The organism is Nocardia sp. NPDC051911, assembly GCF_040681035.1.
In the GTDB taxonomy this organism is placed as follows: Bacteria; Actinomycetota; Actinomycetes; order Mycobacteriales; family Mycobacteriaceae; genus Nocardia; species Nocardia sichangensis.
In genome coordinates, this window is sequence record NZ_JBFAXY010000015.1 from 49,750 (window position 1) to 76,398 (window position 26,649).

Consider the following 26,649-nt stretch of genomic DNA (forward strand, 5'->3'; position numbering starts at 1 on the left):
TTCGATGGTGCGATCGAGCATCGGGGACGGTCCTCGAACCTCGCTCGAGCGAGCGAGTCGAGTTGTTCTCGAGCGGTGGGGCGCAGGCTGTCGCTGTGATCGCCCGGCCGGCGCCGCCCGGATCGATCATCTGTTCCCGAGCACAGGAGACACGCGTGATGAAGTCAGCACACGGCCAGCACGGCGCCGCGGACTGGGTGCTCTGCCCGGCATGCCTGATCCCGCTGTACGGCAAGCGGTTCGCCCGCGACCTCGGCGTCTGTGGCGAATGCGGCAGGCACACGCCGATCACCGCGCGGCAGCGCATCGAGCAGCTCGCCGACGAGGGACGCTTCGAGCCGCTGCCGGTCGCCGCCACCGACGAAGACCCGCTGACCTTCACCGACACCAAGCCCTACCCGGACCGGCTGGCCGCCGCGCGCTCCCGCACCGGCATGCACGACGCGGTGCTGTGCGCGCTGGCCGCGATCGAGGGCAGGCCGGTGGTGATCGCCGCCATGGACTTCCGCTTCCTGGGCGGCAGCCTCGGCACCGCGGTCGGCGAAATGATCACCGCTGCCGCCGAAACCGCTCTGGCCCAACGTGTTCCGCTGGTCATTGTCACCGCCTCCGGAGGCGCCCGGATGCAGGAGGGCCCGCTGTCGCTGATGCAGATGGCCAAGACCAGCGCGGCGCTGGAGCAACTGGACCGGGCGGGCATCCTCACCGTCACCTTGATCACCGACCCCACCTACGGCGGCGTCGCGGCTTCCTTCGCCACCCTCTCCGACGTGCTGATCGCCGAACCGGGCGCCCGGCTCGGGTTCGCCGGACGGCGAGTGATCGAGCAGACCATCCGGCAGGAATTGCCGCCGAAGTTCCAGACCGCCGAATTCCTGCTGGAACGCGGGCTCATCGACATGATCGTGCCGCGCGCGGGCCTGCGCCAGGCGCTCGGCGCACTGCTGCGGGCCGCGGGGCCGGTCGATTCCGCCGAGACCTTCGTACCCGCCGACGCGGGCGTGATCACCGATCCGGCCCGCGTTCCCGCGACCGATCCCTGGACACAAGTGCGCCGGGCGCGGTCTCCGCAGCGGCCGACCGCGCTGGACTACTTCGCACTCGCCTTCGACGAGTTCCGCGAGCTGCGCGGCGACCGGATCTCCGGCGATTGCGCCGCGGTGGTCGGCGGAACGGCGTGGCTCGGCGGGCGGCCGGTCATGGTGATCGGCCACCAGAAAGGACACGACCCCAAGGAGCTGATGGAACGCAACTTCGGCATGCCGACTCCGGCCGGCTATCGCAAAGCGGCTCGTCTGATGCGCCTGGCCGAAAAGCTCGGGCTGCCCGTGGTCACCTTGATCGACACGCCCGGCGCGTATCCGGGCGCGACCGCCGAGGAGCAGGGGCAGGCGATCGTCATCGCGGAGAACATCCGGTTGATGTCCGCGCTGCGGGTGCCGGTGATCAGCGTGGTGATCGGCGAAGGCGGCAGCGGCGGGGCCCTGGCGCTCGGCGTCGCCAACCGGGTGCTGATGTTCGCGAACGGCACGTACTCGGTGATCAGCCCGGAAGGCTGCGCGGCGATCGTGTGGAACGATCCCGCCGCCGCACCGGAGGCCGCGGCCGCGCTGTCGCTGACCGCGCGAGACCTGCTGCGTCTCGGTGTCGTCGACGCGGTGCTGCCCGAGCCGGGCGACGACGTGGGCGCGGCCCCCGTGGCCGCTGCCGAACAGCTGCACCGGGCCCTGACCGCGACCCTCGGCGAACTGTCCGGTCGCAGCGGTGCGGAGCTGGCCGACGAGCGCCGCGCCCGGTTCCGGCGCTTCGGCGCGCGGCGGCAGGTCCTGGTCCGGTCGGTCGCGTAGGAGTGGCGCCATGTTCGAGAAGATCCTGATCGCCAACCGCGGTGAGATCGCGCTGCGCGTCGCGCGCACCTGCCGCGAACTCGGCGTGCGCACCGTCGCGGTGCACTCGGTCGCCGACGCCGAGTCGGCGGTGGTGCGTTTCGCCGACGAGGCGGTGCAGATCGGCCCGTCCGCGGCCAAGCGCAGTTATCTGAACGCCGCGGCGATCCTGGCCGCCGCCGAGCTCACCGGCGCGGACGCGATCCATCCCGGATACGGATTCCTCTCCGAGTCACCGGATTTCGCCGACGCGTGCCGGGCAGCGGGCGTCACGTTGATCGGGCCGCCCGCCGACGTGATGGCCCAGCTCGGCGACAAGCAGTCGGCGCGCACGCTGATGGCGAAGGCGGGACTGCCGCTGCTGCCGGGCAGCCTCGATCCGCTCGAACTCGACGAGGCGCACGCGCTCGCGGATTCGATCGGCTACCCGGTGATCGTCAAGGCGGCCGCGGGCGGAGGCGGGCGCGGCATGCAGGTGGTGCACGAGAGTGCGGCGTTCCCGCGCGCCTATCAGGAGACCAGGGCGACGGCGCGGATGCTGTTCGGCGACAGCCGGGTGTATCTGGAGAAGTACCTCGCCGCCGCCAGACACGTCGAGATCCAGGTGCTGTGCGATGCCTACGGCAATGGCGTGCACCTGGGTGAACGCGACTGCTCGGTGCAGCGCAGGCACCAGAAATTGATCGAGGAATCGCCTGCCCCGCTGCTGCCGGACGGTCTGGCCGAGCGAATGGGCGCATCCGCCGTGCACGGTGTGCTCGAGGCAGGGTATACCGGCGCGGGAACCGTGGAATTCCTGGTCGATCGGGACGGCAATTACTATTTCATGGAAGTGAACTGCCGAATTCAGGTCGAACATCCGGTCACCGAAATGGTGACAGGTATAGATCTCATCGCCGAGCAGATTCGAGTCGCGGCGGGGCAACCACTCGGCATCGATCAGGAAGATATCGTCCTGCGCGGCGCGGCGATCGAATGCCGGATCAATGCCGAAGACCCTGCCGCGGACTTCGCGCCCGCTCCGGGAATCCTGGCGGAATTCACCCCGCCCGGCGGCCCCTTCGTCCGCGTCGACACCCATGCGCACGCCGGTTATTCGATACCTCCGCACTATGATTCGCTGCTGGCCAAACTGGTGGTGTGGGCGCCGGACCGGGACCGGGCGCTGGCCCGGATGCGGCGGGCGCTGGCGGAATTCCGGATTTCCGGCGCCCGCGTCGCGACCACCCGGGATTTCCTGTACGAGGTGCTCGACCATCCAGCCATGCGCGCCGCCACGCACACCACCGGGCTGGTGGACGAGTTCCTCGGGCGGGGATGAGCGCGCCGGAGGTTCGCCCGGCCCGCGGCGATCGCGGCCGGGCGTCGGCGTCAGGCGGTCTCGGCGGCGGCGCGGCGCTCGGGGGAGTACCACCCGATCAGGTAACCGGCGTGGCGGCTGTTGAGCATCGCGCTCACCGAGTCGTCGGAGGCGGTCAGGATGTCCCGGTGCAACTTCTGCAGCTTCTGGCAGGGGTCGAGCCCCAGTTCGTCCTGCATGGACCGGCTGAACCGCTGGTAGGAGGCCAGGGCGCGAGCGCGCTGGCCCGACCGGCACAGGGCGAACATGTAGTACGCCTGGAGCCGCTCGTGCAGCGGATGCTGCATGGTCAGCCGCGCCAGGTCGGGACAGACCTCACGATGCCTGCCCAGTCGCAATTCCGCCTCCACGCGCAACTCGATGTTGGTCAGCCGCAGGTGATCCAGATGCGAGATCTCGGCGGCGAGCGGGATGCCACCCTCCACGTCCACCAGCGCGGGACCGCTCCACAGCGCTTCCGCGGCGCTGAACAGGTCCACCGCGCGCTCGTCGTCGCCGGTCTTGGCGGCGCATCGGGCGGCGTCGGACATGGACTGGTAGTCGCGCAGGTCGAACACACAGTCCCGCACGTCGAAGGAATAGCCTTTGCTGCGCGTGCGCAAATAGCGTTCGGCCACCTCCGCCTGTCCGACTCCGAGTTGCTCCGCCATCTTCTTGCGAATGCCGAGCACGTATGTTTGCACGACCGTCACCGCGCTGCGCGGCGGATCGTCGTTCCACAGTTCTTCGATCAGGGCCGTCACCGGGACAACGGTGTCGTGCCGAACCAAAAGTAATGCCAGCAACTGCCGCTGCTTCTGCGCGGTCGGCGTCGCATTGTGATTGTTCAGGGCAAGCGTCAACGGACCTAGCACGCGTGCGCATACGGGATACTTCACTGGGAACTCTCCTACGGGCGAATTTCCCCCCGACCGACGTGAGATTCTCGATTCCCACCGCACTGTAGGCTTCGTCCACAGTAGCGAGAAATCCGTCTCGGCACCATGAATCCTGAGTAATATCGGAGTTAATTCCGTGCGCAGGCTCCGCGAATTCTCCTCGGCTGCAAGGAGATTGGCCCGTTATTTGCTCTCGCCGTCAGTTGCGGCGAATTCGTAGGATGTTGTCTTTTCGCGTGCCCGGCCTGCCCTCGGGGCTCGCGTGTTCGCGCTCGACCTCCTCGTCCACTTCCACGTGCCATTCGGCCGGATCCAGCGCGAGACCGGCCCGTACTTCGGCAGTGGTCGGGAAATGCACGTCGGCGGGTGGTTCCAGTACCCAGGAGGGCCACTGCGCGTGACCGACGATCAGCAACAGCCCGCCGGGAGCCACCGCATCGGCCGCCCGGCTCAGGATGCGCGTCCGTTCGCCGTCCTTCGCCGCCGGTGAGTGCAGATACTGCGCCGTGACGAGGTCGAAACTTCCCGCGGGGAAGGTGTGGTCCAGATCGTGCCGCTGCCAATCTATTTCGCCGTCGATTCCCTGGCGGGCCGCGTTCGTCCTGGCGCGGGCCAGCGCGGTCTCCGACACGTCGACCGCCGTGACCCGCCAGCCGCGCTCGGCCAGCCAGATCGCGTCGGCGCCCTCGGCGCAGCCCAGGTCCAGTGCGGTGCCAGGGGGGACGGCTTCGAGCTCACGCACCAGCAAGAAGTTCGGCCGTCCGGACCAGATCTGATCGCGCTCCTGGTAGAAGGCCTCCCAGTACTCGACAGTGGTCGGCGTCGTCCGGTCGGCGTGGTGATGGGGTGTCGCACTCATGCGTCCCACCATCCATCGGGCCGACTGGAACGGCAAATATCGTTGCCGGTTCGGCAACCCGCCCCGCCGGCTGTCCGCCCGGAGTCCCCGGCCGCCCGTGGGTCAGTAGTCCTCGAGCGGGTCGCGCAGGATCATGCCCTCGGCCGCGCGCAGGCGCGTGGTCATGGTCGTCAGCAGGTCGACGGAGTCCTCGGACAGGCCGATGGCCGTGTGCAGCAGCCTGCGCAGCCGCGGGCTGGCGAGCCGGTCGGCGAGGGTGTTGTCGTGCTCGGTCGGTTCGGCGTCGAGCTGTCGGTCGAGATTCACGGGAAGGTACTCACAATCGGTCATCGGGCCCCCAGGAAACCATGTCAATGCGACGCTCGTGCCTGGAACGACGCGGTGGGCACGGGCGAGATCGTTCCGGGGCGCAGCGTACATCGCGGACGGTCGGTCGCTGGACCGGGTCGAAATGGGTGCATGTGGCCTCCGTGCCGCAGTCGGGTCGGCGCGTCCGTGCCATGGCCGTGCCCGCTCCGGCGCCGAGATCGTGCCCATTGTTCCACTCTCCCTGGACAATTCGGCGCAGCGACCCCGTCTACGCAGGTTGCGGACGTGCTGCGGCACGCAGAAGCGCACGTCGTGCCAGGCAGCGGGTGCGGCCCGTTCCCAACTCTGGGAAATATCGCTCGGCGACGCGGCCCCCGGAAAACCGGGAGATCAGCTCGTTCGCCCATGACACGATGGGGGCGGCCGAAGCAGGTACCGACCGACGAAGGGCCAGCCATGGGCAACCTCGACGACCGGGTGGCGGTGATCACCGGCGGCGCCCGCGGGCAGGGGCGCGCGCACGCCTTGGCGCTGGCGAACGCGGGCGCGGACATCGTGGTGTGCGATATCGCCGCACCGGTGCCCGGCCTGCCCTACGAGCTGAGCACCCCCGGCGACCTGGCCGAGACCGCCGCGCTGGTCGAGCGGACCGGCCGCCGCTGTGTCGCCGTCCGAGCCGACGTGCGCAGCCTGGAACAGATGCGGACGGTCGCCGAGCGCGCGCTCGAGGAGTTCGATCGCATCGACATCCTCGTCGCCAATGCGGGCATCGCGTCCAACTCGCCCGTCGCCGAGATGGACGAGCGGTTGTGGCGGGACATGATCGACACCAACCTGACGGGCGTGTTCCACAGCTTCCGCGCGGTCGTCCCGCACATGATCGAGCGCCGCTGGGGTCGCGTGGTGGCCACCTCCTCCATCGTGGCGAAGATGGGCGTGCGCAACGCGGCGCACTACGCCGCGAGCAAATGGGGCGTGCTCGGCTTGGTGAAGTCACTGTCGTTGGAAGTGGCGGAGTACGGCATCACGGTGAACGCGCTGCTGCCCTCCGGCGTGGACACCGACATGATCCAGAATCCGGCGACCTGGCGGCTCATGATGCCGGACAAGGAGAATCCCACCAGGGAGGACTGGATGGCGATCATCGAATCCGGGCCGCCCAACGGTGATCTGATCCAGCCCGCCGAGGTGGCCGAGGCGATGCTGCTGCTGGTCTCCGAGCACGGCCGCCACTTCAACGGCGAAGCCGTCACCATCTCCTGCGGCGGGAGCGCGAGCACCTCATAGCGCATGTCCCGTCACAACGGGCGCGTAACGGCGAGTCGCTCGAAGGCGTGCGCGGCGAAACGGATGCCCACCCGCGAAGTAGCGGGTGTCGCGCGACACCCGCTACCGAACGCTCATGAGGCCGAGCAGGGCCCAGCCGACCAGCTTGTGCGCGACGTGTCCGTGCCGGCATGACCGGCGGCCATGGACTCGGGTGCCGCACCTCGTGCAGCTCGCCGGACACGTCTTTCCTTTCCGGGCCGAGAGCCCGTGGCGACGCGTCAGTGGCGACGTGACTCGATCGCGTCGCGGGCCGCGTGCGCGGTCTGGGCTCCACGCTCGCGCGCCAGGTGTGCCGCGTGCACACCGCGTTCCTTGGCGGCGTCGGCGAGCTCAGGCCCGCGCTCTTTCGCGATCTCCGCCCATTCGGCGCCGCGCTGCTTCGCCAGATCCGCGAGGTGAACGCTCTGCTCCTTGGCGACCTCCGCCCATTCGGCGCCGCGCTCCTTGGCGATCTCGGCCCATTCCGCGCCGCGCTCTTTCGCGATTTCCGCCCAGTCCGCGCCGCGTTCTTTGGCGATCTCCGCCCAGTCGGCACCGTGTTCTTTGGCGATCTCGGCCCACTCCTGCCCGTGCGTCTTGGCGGTCTCGGCCCAGTCGCTGCTGTGCTCTTTGGCCGACTCCGCCCAACCGGGCCGGTGCCGCTGGGCCGATTCGGCGAGTTCCGCCCCCTTGCTCGCGGCCACCGCGCCCACTGCCCGCGCCTTGTCCGCGGCCTCGTGCGCGTGCTTGCGCAGTGCCGCGCCGGTGGCGGTGTCCGAGGCCGCGCCGAACGGCAACGCCGCGGTCACCGCGGCGGCGGCATCGCGCGCGGCCCTGCGGCCACGCCAACCCAGCGAAGGCTTGCCCTCGGTGTCGGCGGCGGTGATCATCAGTCCGCCGAGCAGCCCGAGATCCTTCAGGAACGCGGTGCGCTTCGCCGACTTGCGGGCGGGATCCTGTTCGTTCCAGAAGTCCTGCTCGGTGACGGCCGCGGGCACGACGGTCGCGGCGAGCACCAAAGCGGCCAGTCGCGGCGCCTTGCCGAGGGCCAGCAGGACGCCGCCGCCCACCTGGGCGAAGGCGTTGACCTGCACGACGGTCGACGGATTCGATGGCAATTTCGCGGCGACCTCTGCGGGCAGCTGCCGTTGCCCCCGTTCCAGCAGTGCGTTCGCGGACTTCACCCGCTCGTCCGGGTGCCGCAGCGTATCGACCCCGTCGACCACGAACACGGTGGCCAGTAGCGGCCGGGCGAGTCGGCGCAACAACATGACAGAACCCCTTCCCTTAGATGGCGTCACAATTCGGATTCCCGCGCGATTCGTGACCAAACAAGCGGGTCCGCCGCCGTGTGAAAGCGGACTCATCCGGGTAACAGCTAATCGAGAGAGATCGATCCAGGGGGTAGAAGGCGCCGCCGCACCGCTCGTTCTCCCGCCCCTGCTCCGCCGGAAGGTATCCGCTGTGAACACCCATACGGCCACAACGGCTTTCGATGCCGTCGTCGCCGAGTTGCCCGCCGCGCCGAAGTGCACGTTCCGCTTCGATTCCGTGCCCTGCCGTCATCGTGCGGAATGGTTCATCCGTAAACGGTCCTGCTGCCATCCGGCGGGTGTGGATTTCCTCTGCGAGACCTGCCATACCCGCATCCACTGGATGCTGGACATGGGCATGGTGTTCGAATGCGCCGGATGCGGAGTGCACTCGGCCAGTTTCGCCGAACTGTGCCCGACCGTTGCTCCGCTCTGAGTGCGGCTCAGCGGCCGCCGGACTGCTCGCGCGCCGGGACGTCGGTCGCGGCCAGGAAGCCGGTGATGATCGAAGCGACCCGCTGCGGAGCCTCCACCATCGGAAGATGACCGCAGTCCGGTAGTTCCACCGCCGTGTGCGGGCGCAGCTTGCCGTTCAGCCGTCCGCCCGCCTTCGCCGACAGGATGCGGTTACGTCGCCCCCAGATCGTGCAGATCGGCGGGAAACCGGCGGGCGGCTCGAAGGTGTCCAACGCGCGGTAGGACGGAAAATCCTGCACCAAGCCGTGCAGAGCTCGCAGCCTGCCCCGATCGGTCCAGTACGCCCGCACGCGCGGCTCGTGCTGAGTGCGCAAGCGCCGACCGCGGGGGCCGAGCTGATTGCCGACGATCAGCGAGACCACCGGGTTCGGCAGGCTGATCCGGCGGGCCAGCGGCGCCAGCGGCAGCCGCGCGTCCAGCCAGGCCAGGCCCGCCGACTGTCCCGAACTCACGGTGTCCAAGGTGAGCGGATTGATCAGGACGAGCGCGCGCACCCGGTCGGGATGACCCATGGCGTAGCGCAGCGAGGTGGCGCTGCCGAGACAGTTGCCGATCAGCACCACGTCGGTGACGCGTTGGGCGTCGAGGAACGCCGTGAGCATGTCGACGTAATCGGTGAGGCGGTAGCCGGTCGCGGGCTGGTCGGACTGCCCGTAGCCGGGCAGGTCGAGCGCGAAGACCTCATGCGAGTCCCGCAGTGCCGCGACTTGGTCGTCCCAGATGCGGCGTTGCGTGCCCGCGTTGTGCAGGAACACGACCGGAGACCCGCTGCCCGTGCGGTCGAAGACCACGGACCTGCCCCGATGTTCGAATACGTCCACGCTGACTCCCTACGAACCACCGGCGAGCGAACCGCCGGGTAGCAGCGATTTTACGTGGACGAACCGGACCGAGCGGGCGGTTGGACTATCCGGTGGCGGTCGCCGCGCGCAGGAAACGGCCGGTCCGCCGGGCGCCGAGCTCCGCGGCGGGCGCGCCGCCGCCGAACACCGGCACGCCGCCGACCAAGACCGCGGTGACCGCCTCGTCGTTGCGGTTCACCATGCGCGACAGGTTGTCGAAGGGGGCGATGGGGGATTCGTGGTAGGCGTCCAGCGAATCGTCCAGGCGAGCCGGATCGAGCACGACGACGTCCGCTCGGTCGCCCACCCGCAGATGTCCGGCGTCCAGGCCGTACCAGTCCGCGAGTTCGCCGGTGAGCCGGTGCACCGCCTGTTCCATCGACAGGAACGGACGGCCCGCGTTCGCGGCGTCGCGCACCCGGCGCAGGAAGCGGAGCCCGAAGTTGTAGAACGCCATGTTGCGCAGATGCGCTCCCGCGTCGGAGAAGCCCAATTGCACGCCGGGGTCGGCGGCGAGCCGATCGAGCACTTCCGGTCGGTGGTTGGAGATCGTCGTACGCCAGCGGACCTTGCCGCCGTGTTCCACCACGAGGTCGAGGAACGCGTCCACCGGGTGCGTGCCGCCGCGCTCCGCGCCCACCTCGCCGAAGGTCTTGCCGATCACGCTCGCGTCCGGGCATTCCACGATCCGCGCATCGAAGAAATCACGGTGCCACACCCGTGGACCGAATTTCTTGTCGTAGTCCTTGCGGAAGCGGCGCCGGTACTGCTGGTCGCGCAACAGTTCCCGGCGCTTGTCCACTTGGTCGGCGAGGTGCAGCGCTTCGGCGCCGGAACCGAACTCCTCGAACACCACCAGGTCGATGCCGTCGGCGTAGACCTCGAACGGCACCGGAAGGTGTTGCCAGCGGAAATCGCCGCCCAGCGCGTTGAGCACTCGCGCGATCAGCGGGAAAAGGTACGCGATGCCGGGAATGGCCTTGAGGTCGGCGGCAGAGAGCAGGCTGACCTTCAGCGGCTTGCGGAACAGGCCGAGGCTACCGGCCGCCATCGTCACCAGGCTCTGCGGGCGGGACACGTCGGGTCCGCCCTGTAGTGCCCGCCCGCGCCGGCGCAAGATGGCGTTGAGCCTGCGCCGTTCCCGGGTGGTCGCGTAGGTGGACGGCAGGGTGCGCGATCGGCACACCGCACCGTCGAGTTTGTCGAACAGCAGCTGCTGGGAGGACATGCCGACGAACCCGGCGTCCAGCGCCTCGGTCAGCTTCGCCGCCATCCCCGCCAGTTCGGCGGCATCGGGCCGGACGTCCTTGCGGGTCGCGCGCTCCAGACCCATTTCCGCGGCGCGGATGTCCGAATGCCCGATGAACGCGGCGACATTCGGGCCCAGCGGCAGTTGTTCCAGGGCGGCCGCGTATTCGTGCGCCGAGCGCCAGGTCTTGTGCTCGCCGACCGCGGCGAGGACGTGCTTGCGCGGAATCGCCTCGACCCGTGCGAACAGGTCGCCCGCGTCGGAGGCGTCGACGTGGACGGTCGACAGCGAGCACGAGCCCAGCAGGACCGTGGTGATGCCGTGGCGCAGCGATTCGGTCAGCGCGGGATGCTGGAGCACCTCCACGTCGTAGTGGGTGTGGATGTCGAGCATGCCCGGGATCACCCATTTCCCGGTGGCGTCCACGATGTTCGGACAGTCGGGGTCATCGATCGAGTCGGCCGAGACGGTCGCGACGCGACCGTCTCGGATGCCGAGGTGCCGGATCGCCGAGGGCGCGCCGGTGCCGTCGAACCACTGGCCGTTCGCGATGATGGTGTCGTACATGGCTTTACACCTCGAGATCGGCGCGTATGACCTTGCCGGTCGCGTTGCGCTGTAGTGCGGTGGTGGTGAGCCGCCAGCGGGCGGGCACCTTGTAGTAGGCGAGCCGCTCGGCGGCGAACGCGCGCAGCTCCTCTTCGCTGGTCGCCGTGACGCTTTCGACCACGACCACGGCGGCGACCTGCTGTCCGAGGTCGGCGTCGGGTACCCCGAGCACCGCGCACTCGCGCACCGCCGGATGCTCCTCGAGGCACTGCTCGATCTCCGTGGGATAGACGTTCTCCCCGCCGCGCAGGATGAGATCCGAACGACGCCCGGACAAGCGCAGCCTGCCGTCCTCCAGCACCCCGATATCGCCCGTGCGCAACCAGCGGTCGGCGGTGATCGCCGCGGCGGTCGCTGCCTCGTTCTGCCAGTAGCCCAGCATCACGTAAGGGCTGCGCACGCAGATCTCGCCTTCGGTGCCGTCGGGGACCACGTTGCCCGCGCTGTCGCGGATCTCCAGCGCGACCCCGACGACCGGACGACCGACGGTGTCCGGGAACGCCGCCAGTTCGGCCGGGCTCGCCAGCGTCGCGGCGGTGCTGCATTCGGTGAGCCCGTAGCTGGTCACCAGCGCGTTGCGGGCGACGGGCAGCTGATCGCGCAGCTTCTCCTGCAACGCGGCCGAGGACGGCGCGGAGTTCAGCGAGAAGGAAGCGAGCGAGGACAGGTCGTAGTCGGACAGGTCGAGTTCGAGCATCCTGGTCGCCATGGTCGGCATGGCGCCCCAGTTGGTGACCCGCTGCGCCTCGATCAGCCGCAGCACCCGGTCGGCGTCGAACGAGCCCTGGTGGATCACCGCCGCGTCACCGGTGACCAGCCGGGGAACCACCAGGTTGTGCAGGCTGGCGATGTGGAACAGCGGCGAGGTGAGCAGGAAGCGCCGCCCGCTCGGCAGTTCGTCCGCCCCGGTGAGCGCGGCGGCCAGCGCGTCGTTGAAGAGGTGGTAGTCGGTGACCGCCACCAGGTTTCGGTGCGAGTGCACCGCCCCTTTGGGTCGGCCGCTGGTGCCGCTGGTGTACAGGATCACCGCGGGATCGTCTTCGTCGATCTCGGTGTCGGGCAGGTCGTCGGTGCGGTATTCGGCCAGCAGCGAGGGTATGTCGTGTTCCATGGTGAGCACCGGGACCGGGATATCCAGTTCCGCCACCAGCGCCGCGCGCTTCGCGTCGACCACGAGCACGGAGGGGCTGGTGTGCTCGACGCCGTAGGCGATCTCGCGCGGCGCCCACCACGCGTTGTAACCCACCGCGATCGCGCCGAGCGCTTGGGCCGCCCAGAAGGTGAGCACCCACTCGGGCGTGTTCGCGGCGAGAATGCCCACGCGGTCGCCCTTGCCGACGCCGAAGCGGTCGCGCAGGGCCGTGGCCAGTGCCGCGACCGCGGCGGCGTGCTCGGTGAACGACATCCTGCGGTCCGCGGTGACCAGATAGTCCCGGTCGCCGTGCGCGGCCCCGGCGACGAGCACTTCCCGCAGCGAGGACTTGCGATGGCGCACCACCGGCAGCGGCGCGCCGAGCACGTCCTCGACCACCATCTCGAATCGGCCGCCGGGTCCGGTGAGCCTGCTCGCGGCCTGTGCCACGAACGTCTGCGGGTCGATGGCTTTTGTCATATCGGATACTTCCTCGTCACTGCGCAAGGGTTGATTCGTCACGGCTCTGGGATCAGCACGGCGCGGCCGGTGATCAGCCCGCGCTCCAGCCGGTCGAGGGCGGCGCGGCCGTCGGCCAGCGGATAGCGCTCCACTTCGGCGCGCAGCTTGCCCGCCGCGGCCAACGCCACGGAGTCGATCAAGTCGGATCTGGTGCCGCCGTAGGATTTCCGGACCGTGGCGCCCCATGGCCAGCCCGTGCCGGTGGCGGGCGCCGCCGTGATCTCCGGCGCGCCACCGCCGAGGCCGACCATGCGGTAGGCCCCGTCGGGCGCCACCGATTCCACCGCGAGCCGCGCGGTGGCGTCGACGCCGACGAAGTCGAACACCGCGTCCGCGCCGCGACCTGCGGTCCGGTCGAGGATCTCCTTCGCCGTGTCGTCGCCCGCGAGAAGTCCTTCGGCCGCACCGCACCGCGCGGCGAGTTCGAGCTTGTCGGCGCTCACGTCCACGGCCAGCACCTTGGCCGCCGTGGTCGCGGCGAGGATCTGCACCGCGAGGTGGCCGAGCCCGCCGATCCCGACAACCACCGCCACCGACCCCGGCCCCAGCCGATCACGAGCGCCGCGGATGGCGTGGTAGCTCGACAGCGCGGCGTCGGCCAGCGGCGCGGCCTCGGCGAAGTCGAGGTCGCCGATCGGCACGAACGAACTCGCGGGCACCCGGATGTAGTCGGCCATCCCGCCGTCCGGCCCGAGTCCGGGGCACGGCGGCATGGCGGTGCGACCCGCGGCGAGGCAGACGTTCTCGTTGCCGCCGACGCACTCCCGGCAGACCCCGCACGACCAGCACAGATACACGATGCCGCGCTCGCCCGCCCGGCGGCCGCCGACCCCGGCGCCGACGGCTTCGATGGTGCCCGCGATCTCGTGGCCGAGGGTCAACGGTTCCTCGCGCATCCGGAAGGGGATGTGCAGCACGTGCAGATCCGAATGGCAGATGCCCGCCGCGCCGACCCGCAGCAGCAGATCGGTGGGACCGATCTCCGGAATCGGTACCTCGCGCAGTTCCAGCACACCGGGCTCGGTGAGCTGCAGTGCCCGCATCATCCGCGCACCGCCGCGAACGTCGCGCGCAGATAGGCATCGCCGCGGTCGGAGCCGATCAGCCCCGGCGCCATCCGGTTCATGGCGTAGGCGAACGTGGTGCGGTGCTCGAGGTCGTTGACCACCATCGCGCCTCCGTACCCGGCCCACCAGCACACCCGGCCGTCGGGAACCTCCGGGGCGGTCTGCCGCTGCGGCAGACCGTAGCCGATGCCGAATCGCAGCGGCACCGCAAGCGCGAGATCCACGCCGTCGGACTGCTGCTGGAAGATCAGCTCGATCGTCCGCTCCGACAGCAGCCGCCGTCCGGCCAGTTCACCGCCGCAGGACACCAGCGATTGCACCCGCGCCACCGAACGGGCGTTGCCGTGGCCGTTCACCGCGCCGATCTCGGCTTGCCGCCACCCGGCGCTCGCCGTCTCGGCGATGTCGAGCAGTGGGCTGGTGAGCGTCTTGACCAGCACGCTTTCCTGGTCGAGCGCGGCCATGTCGAATTCCGGCATGGCGGGCGGGATCAAGGTCGCGATCCGCCCGTGGTGCTCGGGCGCGGTGCCGATGTGGAAGTCCGCGCCCAGCGGCCCGGCGAGCTCATCGGCGAAGAACTCGCCCAGCGAGCGTCCGGTGACGCGGCGGATCACCGCGCCGATCAGGTGGCCGTAGGCCAGCGCGTGGTAGCCGGAGGCGGTGCCGGGCTCCCACCACGGCGGCTGGCTCGCGAGCCGGGCAGCGGAGGCTTCCGCGTCGTAGATATCGGCGAGCTCGATCGGCGGCTGCCACCCGGAGACGCCGGAGGTGTGCGCGAGCAGATGACGAATCTCGATGTCGCCCTTGCCATTCGCCGCGAATTCCGGCCAGTACCTGGCCACCTTCGCGTGCACGTCCAGTTCGCCGCGCTCGACCAGCAGCAGGGCGCACAGCGCGGTCATGGTCTTGGTGATGGAGAAGACGTTGACCAAGGTGTCCTCGGTCCACGGCTGCGTGCGTTCCCGGTCGCGGTAGCCGCCCCAGAGGTCGACGACCGTTTCGCCGTCGACGGTGACGCAGATCGATGCGCCCAGCTCGTCGCCGGAGGCGAGCCGGGTCTCCAGTTCCGTGCGGACCCGTGCGAATCGTTCGGCGCAGAATCCCGAGGTGGCGGTGCCCGTGGTAGTGGTCATCGCCGCCTCACACGTGTTCGGGCGTGCGGCCGGGAACCGGCAGCGCGTTACCCGCGGCGGTGGCGCGTTTCGCGCCGCGCGCCAGCTCCCGCCGCATGTCCCGTACGTACGGTTCGAATTCGATCTGGATGGTGTGCCGGGGCGAGTCGTAGTAGCGCCCCGACCTGGCCGACTCCGCGGACCGCATGGCCGCCCGCATCTCCTCCGCGGGCGGCAGGTGGTAGCGGCCGGTCAGATAGGCGGCGACCAGCTTGCTCTGCTGCTCGGCGAAGTTCACCAGCGTGGGCAGCGGCTGGGCCAGCCCGAGGAAGAACAGGTTGTCGATGCCGGGCTTCACCATCTGCTTGAACAGCGGGAAGCGATTGTCGCTGTCGGGCAGCAGTTCCGGATCGGAGAAGAACGGGAAGGAGATGCGGTAACCGGTGGCGCAGACGATCACGTCCACCTCCTCGGCGCTGCCGTCGGCGAAGCGCACCCGCGAACCTTCCAGCGCGGTGATCGCGGGCTTGAACGTGACGTCGCCGCAGCCCGCGCGGTGCAGGAACTCCTCGCTCGCCGATGGATGCGCCTCGAAGGGCAGGTGGTCGGGCTTGGGCAGGCCGTAGTCCTCCATGTTGCCGCGGAATTTGCGGACGAAACGCTGCTTGAGTTTCAGGCCCAGCTTCGGCGGCATCCACCGTGGCATCGAGCGCTTGTCGCCGACCTTGCCGTTGACGTACTTCGGCAGTACCCAGACTCCGCGCCGGGCGGAGACGTAGAGCTTCGTCGCGATGAACCGCTGCGACAGCTCGGAGGCGATGTCCAGGCCCGAGTTGCCCATGCCGACCACCACGACGCGCTTGCCGCGCATGTCGACCGGGTCGAACGGGTCGTTGTAGGCGTGGCTGTGCAGCAGCGTGCCGTCGAATTCGCCCGGGTAGTCCGGAAGGCGGGGATCCCAGTGGTGCCCGTTGCAGACGATGAGCGCGTCGTAGTCCTTGGTGCTCCCGTCGCTCGTGCTGATCAGCCAGCGGCCGTCCGTCCCGCGCTCGGCCGCGGTCACCCTGGTGTCGAACACGATCCGGTCGCGGATGCCGAAATGGTCGACGTAGTCGCGGAAGTACTGGAACAGCTGCGAATGGTGGGGAAAGTCCGGCCACTCGTCGGGCGCCGGATAGTCCTCGAAGGCCAGGCGGAACTTGGACGTGTCGATGTGCAGGCTCTGGTAGCACGCCGACATGCCGTTGGGGTTCTTGAAGTACCAGTTGCCCCCGACTTCGTCGGACGCTTCGTAGCAGTCGAACGGTATGCCGTAATCGTTCAGGCGTTTGGCGGCGGTGATCCCGGAGGGACCCGCCCCGATCACGCAGACGCGGGGGAGTGCGGTTGACGTCATTCACTGTCCTCGTGCTGGAGGCCGTCGTCGGTGACGGCCGAACCGTCCGGTGCGGCTCACGCGCCGGAGTGACGTAGGCAACAAATTAGCACTCGGTAGACATGGTGTCTAGTGAGTGACGCGCTGTCCATCACTCCCTTTGCCGCGTAGACTCGGGCGGCGTCAACCGCACGTCAGTCCCTCTTTTCACGGATACGAGGTACCTGTTCACCATGCGTACGAACGCGAGCGCGAACCTGCGGGACGAGCAGAAGCAGCAGACCAGGGTCCGGCTGATGGAGGGCGCCAAGGAGCTGTTCGCCACCCGCGGCTACGCGGCGGTGCGGGTGGACGACATCGTCGCCGCCGTCGGTTGCAGCCGCGCCACGTTCTACCTGCACTTCGCGGGGAAACAAGAGATCCTGCGCGCGATCGCCCAGCAGGGCACCCTGTCTACCGTGCTGCACTCCTATCAGGACCTCGATCGGGTGCTGGAGACCGGTTCGCGCGCCGAGTTCGCCCGTTGGATGACCCGCGCCATCGAGTGGTTCCACCAATACAAAGACCTGCTGCCCGCCTGGGACGAGGCGACCGCGCTGGAACCGGAGTTTCGCGAGATCGCCCGCGACGGCATCCTCGCATTGCCCAACGCGATGACCGCCTACCTGGCGGCGTGGCCCGCCGACCGGCGCGACGAGGCGCGGTTGCGCGTGGAATTGCTCGTCGCGCAACTGGAGCGGTTCTTCACCCGATGGGCGATGCAGGGCACCATCGACGTCTCGGTGGAGCAAGCCGTGGAAGTGCTCACCGACATCTGGTTTCCGGCGCTGCGCGCGCCGACGGACGCGAGTTGAGCGGGCTTGTTCGGCACAGTCGACCTTCCTGGGCGGGCCAGTCGGTGACGTCGGGTCGGCTGAGGTGCGAGAAGGCCTCCAGCGCTGGTTTTCTCGCATAGGACGCCGAAGCGTTGTGGTCTGTGGGGGCTGTCCGCAGGGTGACGGCATGTGTTGCCCACTGTTCGCTGGATGCGTGAACGGTGTCGTCCGCCGCCCCTATTCGACGGTGGCCCGCGAATCTGTCGGCGTCGTGCGGCATCATCTGTGCACGCAGCCAACCACGAAATCGCTCGGAGTTACCCATGTCGTCCCCACGAACCAAGCCGCAGCCCTTGTCGGACAGCGAGATTCAACAGATCGCCGCGGACATAGCCGGTGGCAGCCCGCCCATGGTGTGGTTCACCTCCGCCGCGGTCGGCGTGCCGGAGGGGCGCTCGGGCAAGGTGATCGCGCTCGGCGACCCTGCCGACGGTGACTTCCTCCAGGTCCGGCCGACCGGATCGAAGGATGTACTGTCCTTCTCTCCCACCGAGGTGACCTTGACCAAGCCGCCGCGAGGGGCGGCGGGCGCCACCGCCCAGCAGAAGTCGACAACACGGAAGGAATCCCCTGTGACGCAGTCGTCGACCACGACGAGCACCACGACCGAGCCCGCGCGGCCGAGCGCACCCGCGCCCGCGGCCACCCCGAAGCCCGCGGCGGCCGCGGAAGCGAGTCGAGCCGACAGCGCGGCCAAGCAGGCCGCGGCGCCCAAACCGGCCAAAGCGGCCGCCGCCCGCAAGGCCAAGGCGCCCGAGGTCACCGTGACGCTCACCGGCACCGCCGACGGCGAGTGGTCCATCGACGTGGTCAGCGGGAAGAAGCGCACCCTGCGCGGTCTTCCGGTGGCCGGTTCCACGGTGGCGCAGGCGGCGAAGATCCTGCATCCGGAGGTCGCCGAGGTGGTCGCGGGCGTCCTGGACGCGTTGCGCGGGGTGCAGGAGGCCAAGGTGCAGCAGTTACAGGCCGAGCTCGAGGAGGCCAAGCGCCTGCTGAACGAGCTGAGCGACTGAGTCAGACCGCGGGACTGGCGGATCGGGCAGCCGTGCGCCAGATCCGTCGCTCAGTGCCGGGAAGCGTGTGCCGCACGTCGTCGTGGAACGCGTAACCGAGCGAGTACTGCTTCGCGTGGTACATGGCCGCGTCCGCGTCCCGGAGCAGGCCGTGCACGTCGGTGTCCGAGCTGCGTGGACCGACGCACGCCACGCCGACGCTCGCGGTGATCGGTATCTCCCCGGCGCTCAGCCCGAACGGCCGGACGAACGCGCCGAGCAGCCGTTCGGCCAGCACGGCGGCCTCCGGCCGGGCGAGCCGGGCGAGCACGACGAATTCGTCGCCGCCGTAGCGGGTCACCACGTCCTCGTGGCGCGCGACTCGCCGGATCCGGCCGGCCGCCGTCGAGATGAGTTCGTCGCCGACGGCGTGCCCGTAGCTGTCGTTGACCCGCTTGAAGCCGTCGAGGTCGATGAACAGCAGCGAGATCGGTTGCTCGGCCCACTGTTCGCCGCGCTGCCGCAGCGCGCGCAGCAGTGCGGCTCGATTCAGCAATCCGGTGAGTATGTCGTGGTCGGCCTGGTACTGCGCGCGCCGCTCGCTGCGGGCGCTGCGCACGATGGCGCGCTCGCTGCGCACCAGCATGCCGATCAGCAGTAACCCGAACAGCGACGACACCACCACGCGATCGAGCGGGCGCAGGCTCGACCCGACCACCGGCACCAGTGAGGCCACGATCAGCGCGATCGCGATGAGGCTGGCGCGCTGCCTGGAGTGGTGTGGGTGGATGCGCCGTGGCGTGCCGAGCGCGGTCATGGTCGGGTGCAGCGCCGCGGCGCCCACGGTGGCGTAGGCGGCGAGCAGGGGAGCCAGCAGCACTTCACGCCCGAACACGGTCGCGCCCGCGGTCTCCAGGCTGTAGCCCAAGTCGCCGAGCAGCACCGCGACGAGTCCGGCGTGCAGCAACCACAGCGAGGTCTCCGCGCGCGTTGAGGTCGCCATGGAGTGCGCCACCAAGGTCAGCAGCAGCGCGTCGAGTACCGGGTAGGTCGCCGCCAACAGCGCGTCCAGCCCGGTCGCGGTGGATTGCAGGATCGGGGAGATGAGGAAGGTCCAGGAGGCGAGCAGCGCGCCGAGCCCGATCAGGGCCGAGTCCAGGAGCAGGTCGTAGTCGCCGTGCACTTGGCGCGGCCACAACCAGATCAGCGCCGCGAGCCCGACGCCGAGATAACCCAGCAGAGTGAACGCGTCGTCGAGCGGATGGACCGCGTGGTCGCCGATGTCGCGCAGCGTGGTGCCGGTGGCGAACAGCACCGCCGAGCCGGACAGCAGATACCACGGCAACGGGTGCGCGGGCCGGTGCGTGCGCACGCCGACCGCGATCATGGCGAGGGTCGCGCCGACGATGATCGTCATCGTCACGAACGCCGCCACGTGCGAGTCCAGCGCCAGATGGACCGCGATCGCGGCCGCGCTTCCCCCCAGAAGTACCGGGTACCAGCCCGATCCGATGCCGCGCGGACGGCTGGTCTGTGGCTGTTCACTTGGTGTCATCAGCCCCCCTTGGTCGCTCCATCCCCGGTGAACCGGGCCGCGTAATAGATCTGTGAATCCTCCACCGCGACTTCGACGTTCGCCTGTTCGTCGAGCACCGCCCTGATGCTGTCGGCGAACGAGAACCGAGTGTTGTTGTACGAGCAGATGTCCCAACCGACCGCAGCGCGCTCGGCAACCAATATCTGGACAACTGATTTGATCATGGCATGGAACGCCGCCCCTTGGCGCAACAAGGGTGAAACCCGCGTAGTAGATCGCGTCGCGCGCCGCGTGTTCGGGATAGCGGGCCGCGAAATAGTCCGGGCTGATCCACGGCACGGTCTCCAGATGCCTGGTCAGCGTGGTGACGCCGATCGGCTCGCCGTCGGCGTGCGCCACGTACTTCTGCACGCGGGGATCCACCATCTCCTCCCGGAACTCCTCCGGGTGCAGCACCTGCCGTGCGATGGCCTTCGCGCGCAACGGGCCGAACGCCTCCTCGTACAGGCGATGGAACATCGCGATCCGTTCCTCCGGAATCGCCGCCTCGACGGTGACGGTGATCTCGCTCATCGCGGGCCCCACGGAATGGTGTGATACGCGGCGAGGACCAGCGCGCACGCCGGGTCACCGTCGGAGGTGGCGTCCACGGTGCACAACTGGACGGGGCCGAAGCCGTCGCCGCGGTGGCGGGTCATGTCCGCCAGGCTGGCGCGGATCAGGGCGTCGACTTCGTCGCTGGTGTCGGCCTCGTGCTCGACGAACAATCCCGCGCCGGAGCCGTCGTCGCGCAGCGCCCAGCCGATGCCCGCCGCGGCGGTCGCGCCGCGTTCGCAGGCGTGCCGCACCGCGTAGACGCAGTACAGCCGGTCACCCCACGGTATCGGCTTGCGTACCCGGCCGATCCGTTCGACGGTGGCGCGCGGCGGGATGACCGACGACAACCGGATCAGGTTCGCCTCACCCACGCCGAGATCGCGCAGCGCCGCGTCGAACGCCGACATGGCGGTCGGTCCCGCGCCGGTCGCCGCGCCGATCTCGATCGTCAGCGGCGCCGGGAACGTCCGCTCCAGCGGCGGCCGCAGCCGATCCGGGCGAGGCCGCGCGCGTAGGTCGCCGCGTGAGGCGTCGTGAATCATGGTGCCCTCCCGATCCGCCGCGGCCACCAGATTTCGCAGGCCGGACTTGCGTCGAATTCGACTCTGCGGCACGAACGCCGATCCCGCAGCCGACCGGGCCGAAAACGATGTCCGGGCGGCGTGTCTCGTACCCTGGCACCGACCGGGACAGCGAGGAGCGAGTGTGCGGACATGGGTGGCGCCGGGGCGGGTCAACATCATCGGTGAGCACACCGACTACAACGACGGCTACGTCCTGCCGATCGCGTTGCCGCTGGTGGCGCGGTGTACGGCGGCGCCGCACACGGACGGGCTGGTGCGGGTCGGCTCGCGGCAGCGGCCCGGCGAGCCGGTGCTCGTCGCGGTGTCCGACCTCGAAGGCGCGCGGGCGCGGGTGCCTGGTTGGTCGCGCTATCCGCTCGGCGTGGTCGCCGAGTTCACCCGGCGCGGACACCGGATCCCCGGCGTGGATCTCGACCTCGACGGCGCGGTGCCGATCGGCGCGGGCCTGTCGTCCTCGGCGGCGCTGTCCTGCGCGGTGGCCATCGCGCTGCGTGATCTGTTCGCGCCGGGCCTGACCGATCGCACGCTGATCGACATGGCCCGCGCCGCCGAGAACGACTACGTCGGCGCGCCGACCGGCTTGCTCGACCAATCGGCCGCGATGTTGTGCACCGCCGGGCACGCGCTGCTGCTGGACGTGCGGGCATTCGCCGCCGACACCGCCGCGCCGCGCGGCGTCGAGCAGATCCCTTTCGATCTCGGCGCTTTCGGGCTGGAACTCCTTGTCGTCGACACCGGCCAGCCGCACGAACTGGCCGACGGCCGCTACGCCGAGCGCCGCGCGGAATGCGCTGCGGCGGCCGAGGCACTCGGCGTCGAGACCTTGCGCGACGTGGCGTCGGCGACGGACACCACCCGGATCGCCGACGACGTGCTGCGTCGGCGCGCCCGGCATGTGGTGACGGAGAACGCCAGAGTGGTCGCAGTTGCCGAAAAATTGCGGGAAGGGCTCGACCCGCGTGGAATCGGCCCGGTGCTCACCGCAGGACACGGCTCGCTGCGGGACGACTTCGAGGTGTCCACTCCGGCCCTCGACGCGGCGGTCGACGCCGCGCTGGCGGCCGGGTCGCACGGCGCGCGGATGGTCGGCGGCGGATTCGGCGGCAGCGTCATCGCGCTCGTCGACCGGGACCGCACCGCGGCGGTGGCGGATTCGGTGCGGCAGCGTTTCGCCGACGCGGATCTCCCCGATCCGCGCACTTTCGTGGTGGTCCCCGCCCCTGGAGCCCACCGGGTCGACTGAGCGACCGACCGGATTTGTGCGCGAATGTGCCACGCCGTTGGGCATGATCGCGCACAGTGGTGTCTGCCGACACCATTCGGCGGGCGACGAGGAGGTCGCGCGCGCCGGGCAGGACCAGCACGACGCGGCTCTCGCACGACGAACGACCTCGCTCGCCGCCCCGGTTTCACCGCCAGGAGGAACGCTGTGCCGCTCGTCGATTCGTCCGTTCTCGCCGCCGTGCCCGGCCTGCACTCGGCCGCTTCGCCACCGCACCTCGAAGCCGCCGAGACCCTCCGCCTGGACGCGCAGCCCGTCGACTACGCGCTGGTCGCCCTGTATTTCGTGTTCGTGCTCGGCATCGGCCTTCTGGCCAGGCAACGGGTGTCATCCAGCATCGACTTCTTCTTGTCCGGGCGCTCGCTACCGGCTTGGGTGACCGGCCTTGCGTTCATCTCCGCCAACCTCGGCGCGGTGGAGATCATGGGCATGTCCGCCAACGGCGCGGAGTACGGCTTCCCGACCTTCCACTACTTCTGGATCGGGGCGGTGCCCGCCATGCTGTTCCTCGGCGTGGTGATGATGCCGTTCTACTACGGCTCCAAGGTCCGCAGCGTGCCGGAATTCATGCGCCGCCGCTTCGGCACCGGAGCCCATCTGGTGAACGCGCTGAGTTTCGCCGTCGCGCAGATCCTCATCGCCGGGGTCAACCTGTACCTGCTCGGCTCGATCGTGAACGTGCTGCTGGGCTGGCCGCTGTGGGTCTCGGTGATCGTGGCCGCGGTGATCGTGCTGTCCTACATCACCCTCGGCGGTCTGTCCGCGGCGATCTACAACGAAGTGCTCCAGTTCTTCGTCATCGTCGCCGCGTTGCTGCCGCTCACCCTGGTCGGGTTGCACCGGGTCGGGGGATGGGACGGGCTGCGCGACAAAGTGACCGCCTCGCCGGGCGGCGCGGCGCAGCTGGAATCGTGGCCCGGTAACGCGCTCAGCGGATTCTCCAACGATTTCCTGTCGATCCTCGGCATCGTGTTCGGCCTCGGATTCGTGCTGTCGTTCGGGTACTGGACCACGAACTTCGTCGAGGTACAGCGCGCGATGGCGACGCACTCCATCTCCGCGGCGCGGCGCACGCCGATCATCGGCGCGTATCCGAAGATGTTCATCCCGCTGATCGTGGTGATCCCCGGCATGATCAGCGCGGTGCTGGTGCCGCAGATGGCGGAGTACAAGGCGGCGGTGACGGCGAATCCGGACTTCGAGAGCGACACCACCTACAACCAGGCGCTGCTTTACCTGATGAAGGACGTGCTGCCCAACGGCCTGCTGGGTGTGGGGCTGGCAGGCCTGCTCGCGGCGTTCATGGCGGGCATGGCGGCCAACGTCTCCGCGTTCAACACGGTGTTCAGCTACGACCTGTGGCAGCAGTACGTGCGGCGCGACCGCGCGGACGGCTACTACCTCGGCGTGGGCAGGCTGGCCACGATCGGCGCGACCGTGGCCGCGATCTTCACCGCGTTCATCGCCTCCGGGTTCAGCAACATGATGGACTACCTGCAGACCTTGTTCAGCTTCTTCAACGCGCCGCTGTTCGCCACGTTCATCCTCGGCATGTTCTGGAAACGGATGACGCCGACCGCGGGCTGGACCGGTCTGGTCTGCGGAACAGCCTCCGCCATAGTCGTTTTCATCCTGCACGAGACGAAGGTCTTCGAGCTGTCCGGCCAAGGGGCGAGTTTCGTCGCCGCCGGTGTCGCGTTCGTGGTCGACATCCTCGTCAGTGTCCTGGTCACCCAGGTGACCCAGCCGAAACCGGCGGCGGAACTGATCGGGCTGGTTTACTCGGAGACGCCGAAGGAAGTGCGCACCGACCCGGAGGCCGACACGCTGCCCTGGTACCAGCGCCCGGTCCTGCTGGCAGGCATCGCGCTCGTGCTCGTGATCGCGCTCAACATCTTCGTCGGATAAGGAATCGCCGCAATGTTTTTCGATATCCGTACCATCGTCGGCGGGTTGCTCGGCTGCTACGCGATCGTTCTCGTGGTCACCGGACTGGTGCACGACACCGCCGCCGAGCAGGCCAAGACCGGCGGGGTGAACGTGAACCTGTGGGCCGGGCTCGGCATGGGCGTGGTGGCGGTGGCCTTCGTGGCCTGGGCGCTGCTGCGCCCGGTCCAGGTGCCACCGGAAGCGCATCCGGCGGACACCGATGAGGAGCGCGACTCCGCCTGACGCGAACGACGCCCCCTGGGAGACCCAGGGGGCGTCGTCATCGCACTGGTCAGACGCCCGGGCTACCGGTTCCGCCGGGCCACGTGCCGGGTGTGCCGGTCCCACCGACACCCGGGCTGCCGGTTCCGCCCGTTCCCGGGGTCCCGGTTCCGCCTGCGCCCGGCATGCCGGTTCCGCCGACGCCGGGCCGGGGAGCCGTGCCGCGTTCGGTCGCGGTGCCGCCGGCGTCCGGACGCGGGATGTCGCCGCGCCACGCACCGGTCTCGCTGCCCTGATGCTCGATGAAGTGCTTGAAGCGCTCCAGGTCACCGTTCACCCGGTGCTTCAGCACACCGAGCTTGTCGGCGACGTTCTCCACGAACCCTTCCGGGTCGACGTCCATCTGCGTGGTCACCCTGGTGTGGGTGTCGTCGAGCCGATGGAACGTGACGACGCCCGCGTGCTTGGGTCCGCTGTCGGACTTCCAGGCGATGCGTTCGTCGGGATGCTGCTCGGTGATGGTCGCGTCGAACTCCCGCGTCGACGGGCCGACATGGACACGCCAGTGCATATGCCGGTCATCGATCTGCTGTACCGCTTCGACACCCTCCATGAACTGCGGAAACGACTCGAACTGCGTCCACTGGTTGTAGGCGGTGCGAACCGGAACCTCGACGTCCACCGTGGCGGCCATTGTGCTCACTTGCTACCCCTTTCCTCGCCCATCCGCACTGTTCGCGGGCGGGCGTCTCTCGGTTGACAAGCGCTCCCTTGTGGGGCGACTCGGGACATTGGTCGCTTACCCGGGTCGTTGGGGGGGGCAAACAGAGCGGAATCCTCGTCACACGTGCCGCCCAGCGCCGTCGGACCAGGTCCCCGGCCCGATCAGGCCTTGTTTTCTTCCCGAATCAATTCAGACGACGACGTCGGCGGCCAACGCGCCCAGCGCGCGTACCGCTGTCGGCTCCAACGAGCCTTCCCGGTGGTCGCGTCCAGCACGGCGAACGCGCCTTCGTCCAGCCGCTCGCCGCGCCAGACCGCGACGGCCTTCGAGTGGGGCAAGATGGCCGGTTCCTCGCGTACTTCTATCCGCCAGCCCGGGCACTGCCAGCTTTGTGTCGGAGGTTCCTGGGTTGCTCTGATCCTCGTTACCGCAGGCAGCCAGCACGCACAGGACGACTGTTCCAGCGAGTACGGACTTCGACTTCATCGAGATGCCCCCTGGTTCACGAAGAGCGGTTCGCGGCCAACGTAACATCTGTCCAGAACAGCCGACAATCGTTCTGGCACAACACAATCGAGGGCTTGCGCGATCGTTCCTGCGGTATTGCCGCCTGGCGTCGGGAAGCGTGGCGGTCGCTGCGACCGCGGTCTTCACCTCCGGCATTTGGTCCTCGACCGCCGGCGAGTCGGCATGCTCCGCCGTTCCGCCACCGACTCGGCCCGCCCGCCCCGGGCGTCTCCGGAACCGACGTGCCGCACATCCCGAGCGTGAGAACCACCCGGAATGTGCGAGGACGGCAGGCCCGCGTGTGGTCAGGGTTGAGGACGAACAGATGCCGGACGATCGAGTGAAGGAGGGTTCGAATGAAGAAGGTCGAGATCTTCGACATGCCCACCCGCAGCGAGAGGCGCGATCCCGAGGCACTGAAGAATCGCATTCAGGGCTCCAACGGCGGCCGGGACGATGCCTACGGCGCGTACCAGCTCGCCTGCCTGATGGCTGCCACCGAGGCGGAAGAGGACGGCAGCGACGACGAGGCGTGTCTCAGCCAATTCGAAGACGCGCTCCCCGGCTGGCTGAGCCGCCTCGGCTTGAAACTGGACGTCCATGCGTACGGCGTGTGCCACATGTCGGACAACGCGGGCGTCGATCGTGGCGACGCGTCGTCGATCTATTGGACGTTGTCGGGGTTCCGCGACCGCTCCCGAATCTACGAGGCCATCGCCTTCCCGTCCGGCACACCCGCGCCCTCCGGTTCGCTGATGGAGCAATACGACGACTGGTCGCAGAACGCCGCCGCGGTAGCGGAAGAGGAATCCAGCGACTCCGCGCGCTTCTCCGCCTTCGTCGACTCGATGACGGAATACCTGAATTCCTCCGGCAAGAAGTTCCCCGGAACGTCCTTCGGCTACTTCAACAGCGCGGGCAGCGAAATCTACACCCCCAGCATGGAAGAGACCGGAATGCTCTGGAGCGTGGCCCCGCTCGGCTCCTTCGACGGTCACATGTACGAATGCGTCACCGCGCTTCCCAAGTAAGTTCAAGATCAACGGCGCATGACTGCGGCATTTCGCGAGTAAGCCGCTCCACCATGTGCCGTTGATCTTGT

23 protein-coding genes and 1 pseudogene are annotated in these 26,649 nt (G+C 69.0%); 10 read left to right on the plus strand and 14 right to left on the minus strand.

Annotated features, from left to right (window positions below; translation table 11 throughout):
• Positions 1-158: 158 nt before the first annotated feature.
• Both accA and AB0L97_RS19890 read left to right on the plus strand, forming a co-directional pair.
• The gene (gene accA, locus AB0L97_RS19885; protein WP_364431779.1) at positions 159-1,847 is read left to right on the plus strand and encodes an acetyl-CoA carboxylase carboxyl transferase subunit alpha; all 1,689 of its coding nucleotides are present in this window, start codon (positions 159-161) and stop codon (positions 1,845-1,847) included.
• A 10-nt stretch (positions 1,848-1,857) separates the two neighbouring features.
• Positions 1,858-3,207: an acetyl-CoA carboxylase biotin carboxylase subunit gene (locus AB0L97_RS19890; protein WP_364431473.1), complete on the plus strand. Its 1,350-nt coding sequence runs from the start codon at positions 1,858-1,860 to the stop codon at positions 3,205-3,207.
• Positions 3,208-3,257: 50 nt separating this feature from the next.
• Here the strand turns inward: AB0L97_RS19890 and AB0L97_RS19895 are convergent, their stop codons facing one another.
• The 3 genes from AB0L97_RS19895 to AB0L97_RS19905 all read right to left on the minus strand — a co-directional run bounded on the left by AB0L97_RS19895 (position 3,258) and on the right by AB0L97_RS19905 (position 5,289).
• The gene (locus tag AB0L97_RS19895; RefSeq protein ID WP_355077907.1) at positions 3,258-4,124 is read right to left on the minus strand and encodes an AfsR/SARP family transcriptional regulator; all 867 of its coding nucleotides are present in this window, start codon (positions 4,122-4,124) and stop codon (positions 3,258-3,260) included.
• 199 nt (positions 4,125-4,323) lie between these two features.
• Positions 4,324-4,983 (minus strand): class I SAM-dependent methyltransferase, encoded by a 660-nt coding sequence (locus AB0L97_RS19900; protein WP_364431477.1) that lies wholly within the window; start codon positions 4,981-4,983, stop codon positions 4,324-4,326.
• A gap of 102 nt (positions 4,984-5,085) precedes the next feature.
• On the minus strand, positions 5,086-5,289 hold the full coding sequence (locus tag AB0L97_RS19905) for a hypothetical protein (protein ID WP_355077905.1): 204 nt from the start codon (positions 5,287-5,289) through the stop codon (positions 5,086-5,088).
• 408 nt (positions 5,290-5,697) lie between these two features.
• Here AB0L97_RS19905 and AB0L97_RS19910 point away from each other — a divergent pair, with 408 nt between their 5' ends.
• Entirely contained in the window at positions 5,698-6,579 is an 882-nt protein-coding gene (locus AB0L97_RS19910; RefSeq protein WP_364431482.1) for a mycofactocin-coupled SDR family oxidoreductase, read from the plus strand.
• Between the two features lie 260 nt (positions 6,580-6,839).
• Here AB0L97_RS19910 and AB0L97_RS19915 read toward each other — a convergent pair whose 3' ends face one another.
• Positions 6,840-7,871, minus strand: coding sequence for a DoxX family membrane protein (locus AB0L97_RS19915; protein ID WP_355077903.1), 1,032 nt, complete (start codon positions 7,869-7,871; stop codon positions 6,840-6,842).
• Between the two features lie 193 nt (positions 7,872-8,064).
• Here AB0L97_RS19915 and AB0L97_RS19920 point away from each other — a divergent pair, with 193 nt between their 5' ends.
• Positions 8,065-8,349: a hypothetical protein gene (locus tag AB0L97_RS19920; protein WP_355077902.1), complete on the plus strand. Its 285-nt coding sequence runs from the start codon at positions 8,065-8,067 to the stop codon at positions 8,347-8,349.
• 7 nt (positions 8,350-8,356) lie between these two features.
• Here the strand turns inward: AB0L97_RS19920 and AB0L97_RS19925 are convergent, their stop codons facing one another.
• From AB0L97_RS19925 to AB0L97_RS19950, 6 genes are all read right to left on the minus strand, one after another.
• The gene (locus tag AB0L97_RS19925) at positions 8,357-9,211 is read right to left on the minus strand and encodes an alpha/beta hydrolase (protein WP_364431487.1); all 855 of its coding nucleotides are present in this window, start codon (positions 9,209-9,211) and stop codon (positions 8,357-8,359) included.
• Positions 9,212-9,296: 85 nt separating this feature from the next.
• Positions 9,297-11,048 (minus strand): amidohydrolase family protein, encoded by a 1,752-nt coding sequence (locus AB0L97_RS19930; protein ID WP_364431490.1) that lies wholly within the window; start codon positions 11,046-11,048, stop codon positions 9,297-9,299.
• Positions 11,049-11,052: 4 nt separating this feature from the next.
• Positions 11,053-12,702: a class I adenylate-forming enzyme family protein gene (locus AB0L97_RS19935; RefSeq protein WP_364431493.1), complete on the minus strand. Its 1,650-nt coding sequence runs from the start codon at positions 12,700-12,702 to the stop codon at positions 11,053-11,055.
• Between the two features lie 38 nt (positions 12,703-12,740).
• Positions 12,741-13,787, minus strand: coding sequence for an NAD(P)-dependent alcohol dehydrogenase (locus AB0L97_RS19940; protein ID WP_364431782.1), 1,047 nt, complete (start codon positions 13,785-13,787; stop codon positions 12,741-12,743).
• Positions 13,787-14,944 (minus strand): serine hydrolase domain-containing protein, encoded by a 1,158-nt coding sequence (locus AB0L97_RS19945; RefSeq protein WP_364431496.1) that lies wholly within the window; start codon positions 14,942-14,944, stop codon positions 13,787-13,789. The genes AB0L97_RS19940 and AB0L97_RS19945 overlap by 1 nt, the downstream gene beginning before the upstream one ends.
• Before the next feature lie 7 nt (positions 14,945-14,951).
• Positions 14,952-16,319 (minus strand): NAD(P)-binding domain-containing protein, encoded by a 1,368-nt coding sequence (locus AB0L97_RS19950; RefSeq protein WP_364431499.1) that lies wholly within the window; start codon positions 16,317-16,319, stop codon positions 14,952-14,954.
• Between the two features lie 212 nt (positions 16,320-16,531).
• On the opposite strand from AB0L97_RS19950, the gene AB0L97_RS19955 reads away from it, so the two are divergent.
• Positions 16,532-17,152 (plus strand): helix-turn-helix domain-containing protein, encoded by a 621-nt coding sequence (locus AB0L97_RS19955; protein WP_355077896.1) that lies wholly within the window; start codon positions 16,532-16,534, stop codon positions 17,150-17,152.
• A 284-nt stretch (positions 17,153-17,436) separates the two neighbouring features.
• Positions 17,437-18,186 (plus strand): DUF6319 family protein, encoded by a 750-nt coding sequence (locus AB0L97_RS19960; RefSeq protein WP_355077895.1) that lies wholly within the window; start codon positions 17,437-17,439, stop codon positions 18,184-18,186.
• A 1-nt stretch (position 18,187) separates the two neighbouring features.
• On the opposite strand, the gene AB0L97_RS19965 is transcribed toward AB0L97_RS19960, so the two are convergent.
• Together AB0L97_RS19965 and AB0L97_RS19970 are read right to left on the minus strand one after the other, a co-directional pair.
• Positions 18,188-20,275 carry a GGDEF domain-containing protein gene (locus tag AB0L97_RS19965; RefSeq protein ID WP_364431504.1) on the minus strand — a complete coding sequence of 696 codons (2,088 nt, stop codon included), beginning with the start codon at positions 20,273-20,275 and terminating at the stop codon, positions 18,188-18,190.
• Entirely contained in the window at positions 20,272-20,913 is a 642-nt protein-coding gene (locus tag AB0L97_RS19970) for a pyruvoyl-dependent arginine decarboxylase (protein WP_364431507.1), read from the minus strand. The genes AB0L97_RS19965 and AB0L97_RS19970 overlap by 4 nt, the downstream gene beginning before the upstream one ends.
• 91 nt (positions 20,914-21,004) lie before the next feature.
• Between AB0L97_RS19970 and galK the strand changes: the two genes are divergently transcribed.
• The 3 genes from galK to AB0L97_RS19985 all read left to right on the plus strand — a co-directional run bounded on the left by galK (position 21,005) and on the right by AB0L97_RS19985 (position 24,337).
• On the plus strand, positions 21,005-22,126 hold the full coding sequence (gene galK, locus AB0L97_RS19975) for a galactokinase (protein WP_364431510.1): 1,122 nt from the start codon (positions 21,005-21,007) through the stop codon (positions 22,124-22,126).
• Positions 22,127-22,354: 228 nt separating this feature from the next.
• Positions 22,355-24,073, plus strand: coding sequence for a sodium:solute symporter family protein (locus AB0L97_RS19980; protein WP_355077926.1), 1,719 nt, complete (start codon positions 22,355-22,357; stop codon positions 24,071-24,073).
• A gap of 12 nt (positions 24,074-24,085) precedes the next feature.
• Complete coding sequence (locus AB0L97_RS19985) at positions 24,086-24,337, plus strand: hypothetical protein (protein WP_364431513.1); 252 nt, start codon at positions 24,086-24,088, stop codon at positions 24,335-24,337.
• A gap of 226 nt (positions 24,338-24,563) precedes the next feature.
• On the opposite strand, the pseudogene AB0L97_RS19990 reads toward AB0L97_RS19985, so the two are convergent.
• A pseudogene (locus AB0L97_RS19990) lies at positions 24,564-25,019 on the minus strand (SRPBCC family protein); the annotation flags it as partial.
• Between the two features lie 182 nt (positions 25,020-25,201).
• On the minus strand, positions 25,202-25,378 hold the full coding sequence (locus AB0L97_RS19995) for a hypothetical protein (protein WP_364431516.1): 177 nt from the start codon (positions 25,376-25,378) through the stop codon (positions 25,202-25,204).
• A 525-nt stretch (positions 25,379-25,903) separates the two neighbouring features.
• Between AB0L97_RS19995 and AB0L97_RS20000 the strand changes: the two genes are divergently transcribed.
• A complete protein-coding gene (locus AB0L97_RS20000; protein WP_364431519.1) occupies positions 25,904-26,578 on the plus strand; it encodes a hypothetical protein in 675 nt (224 codons plus the stop codon).
• Positions 26,579-26,649 lie beyond the last annotated feature (71 nt).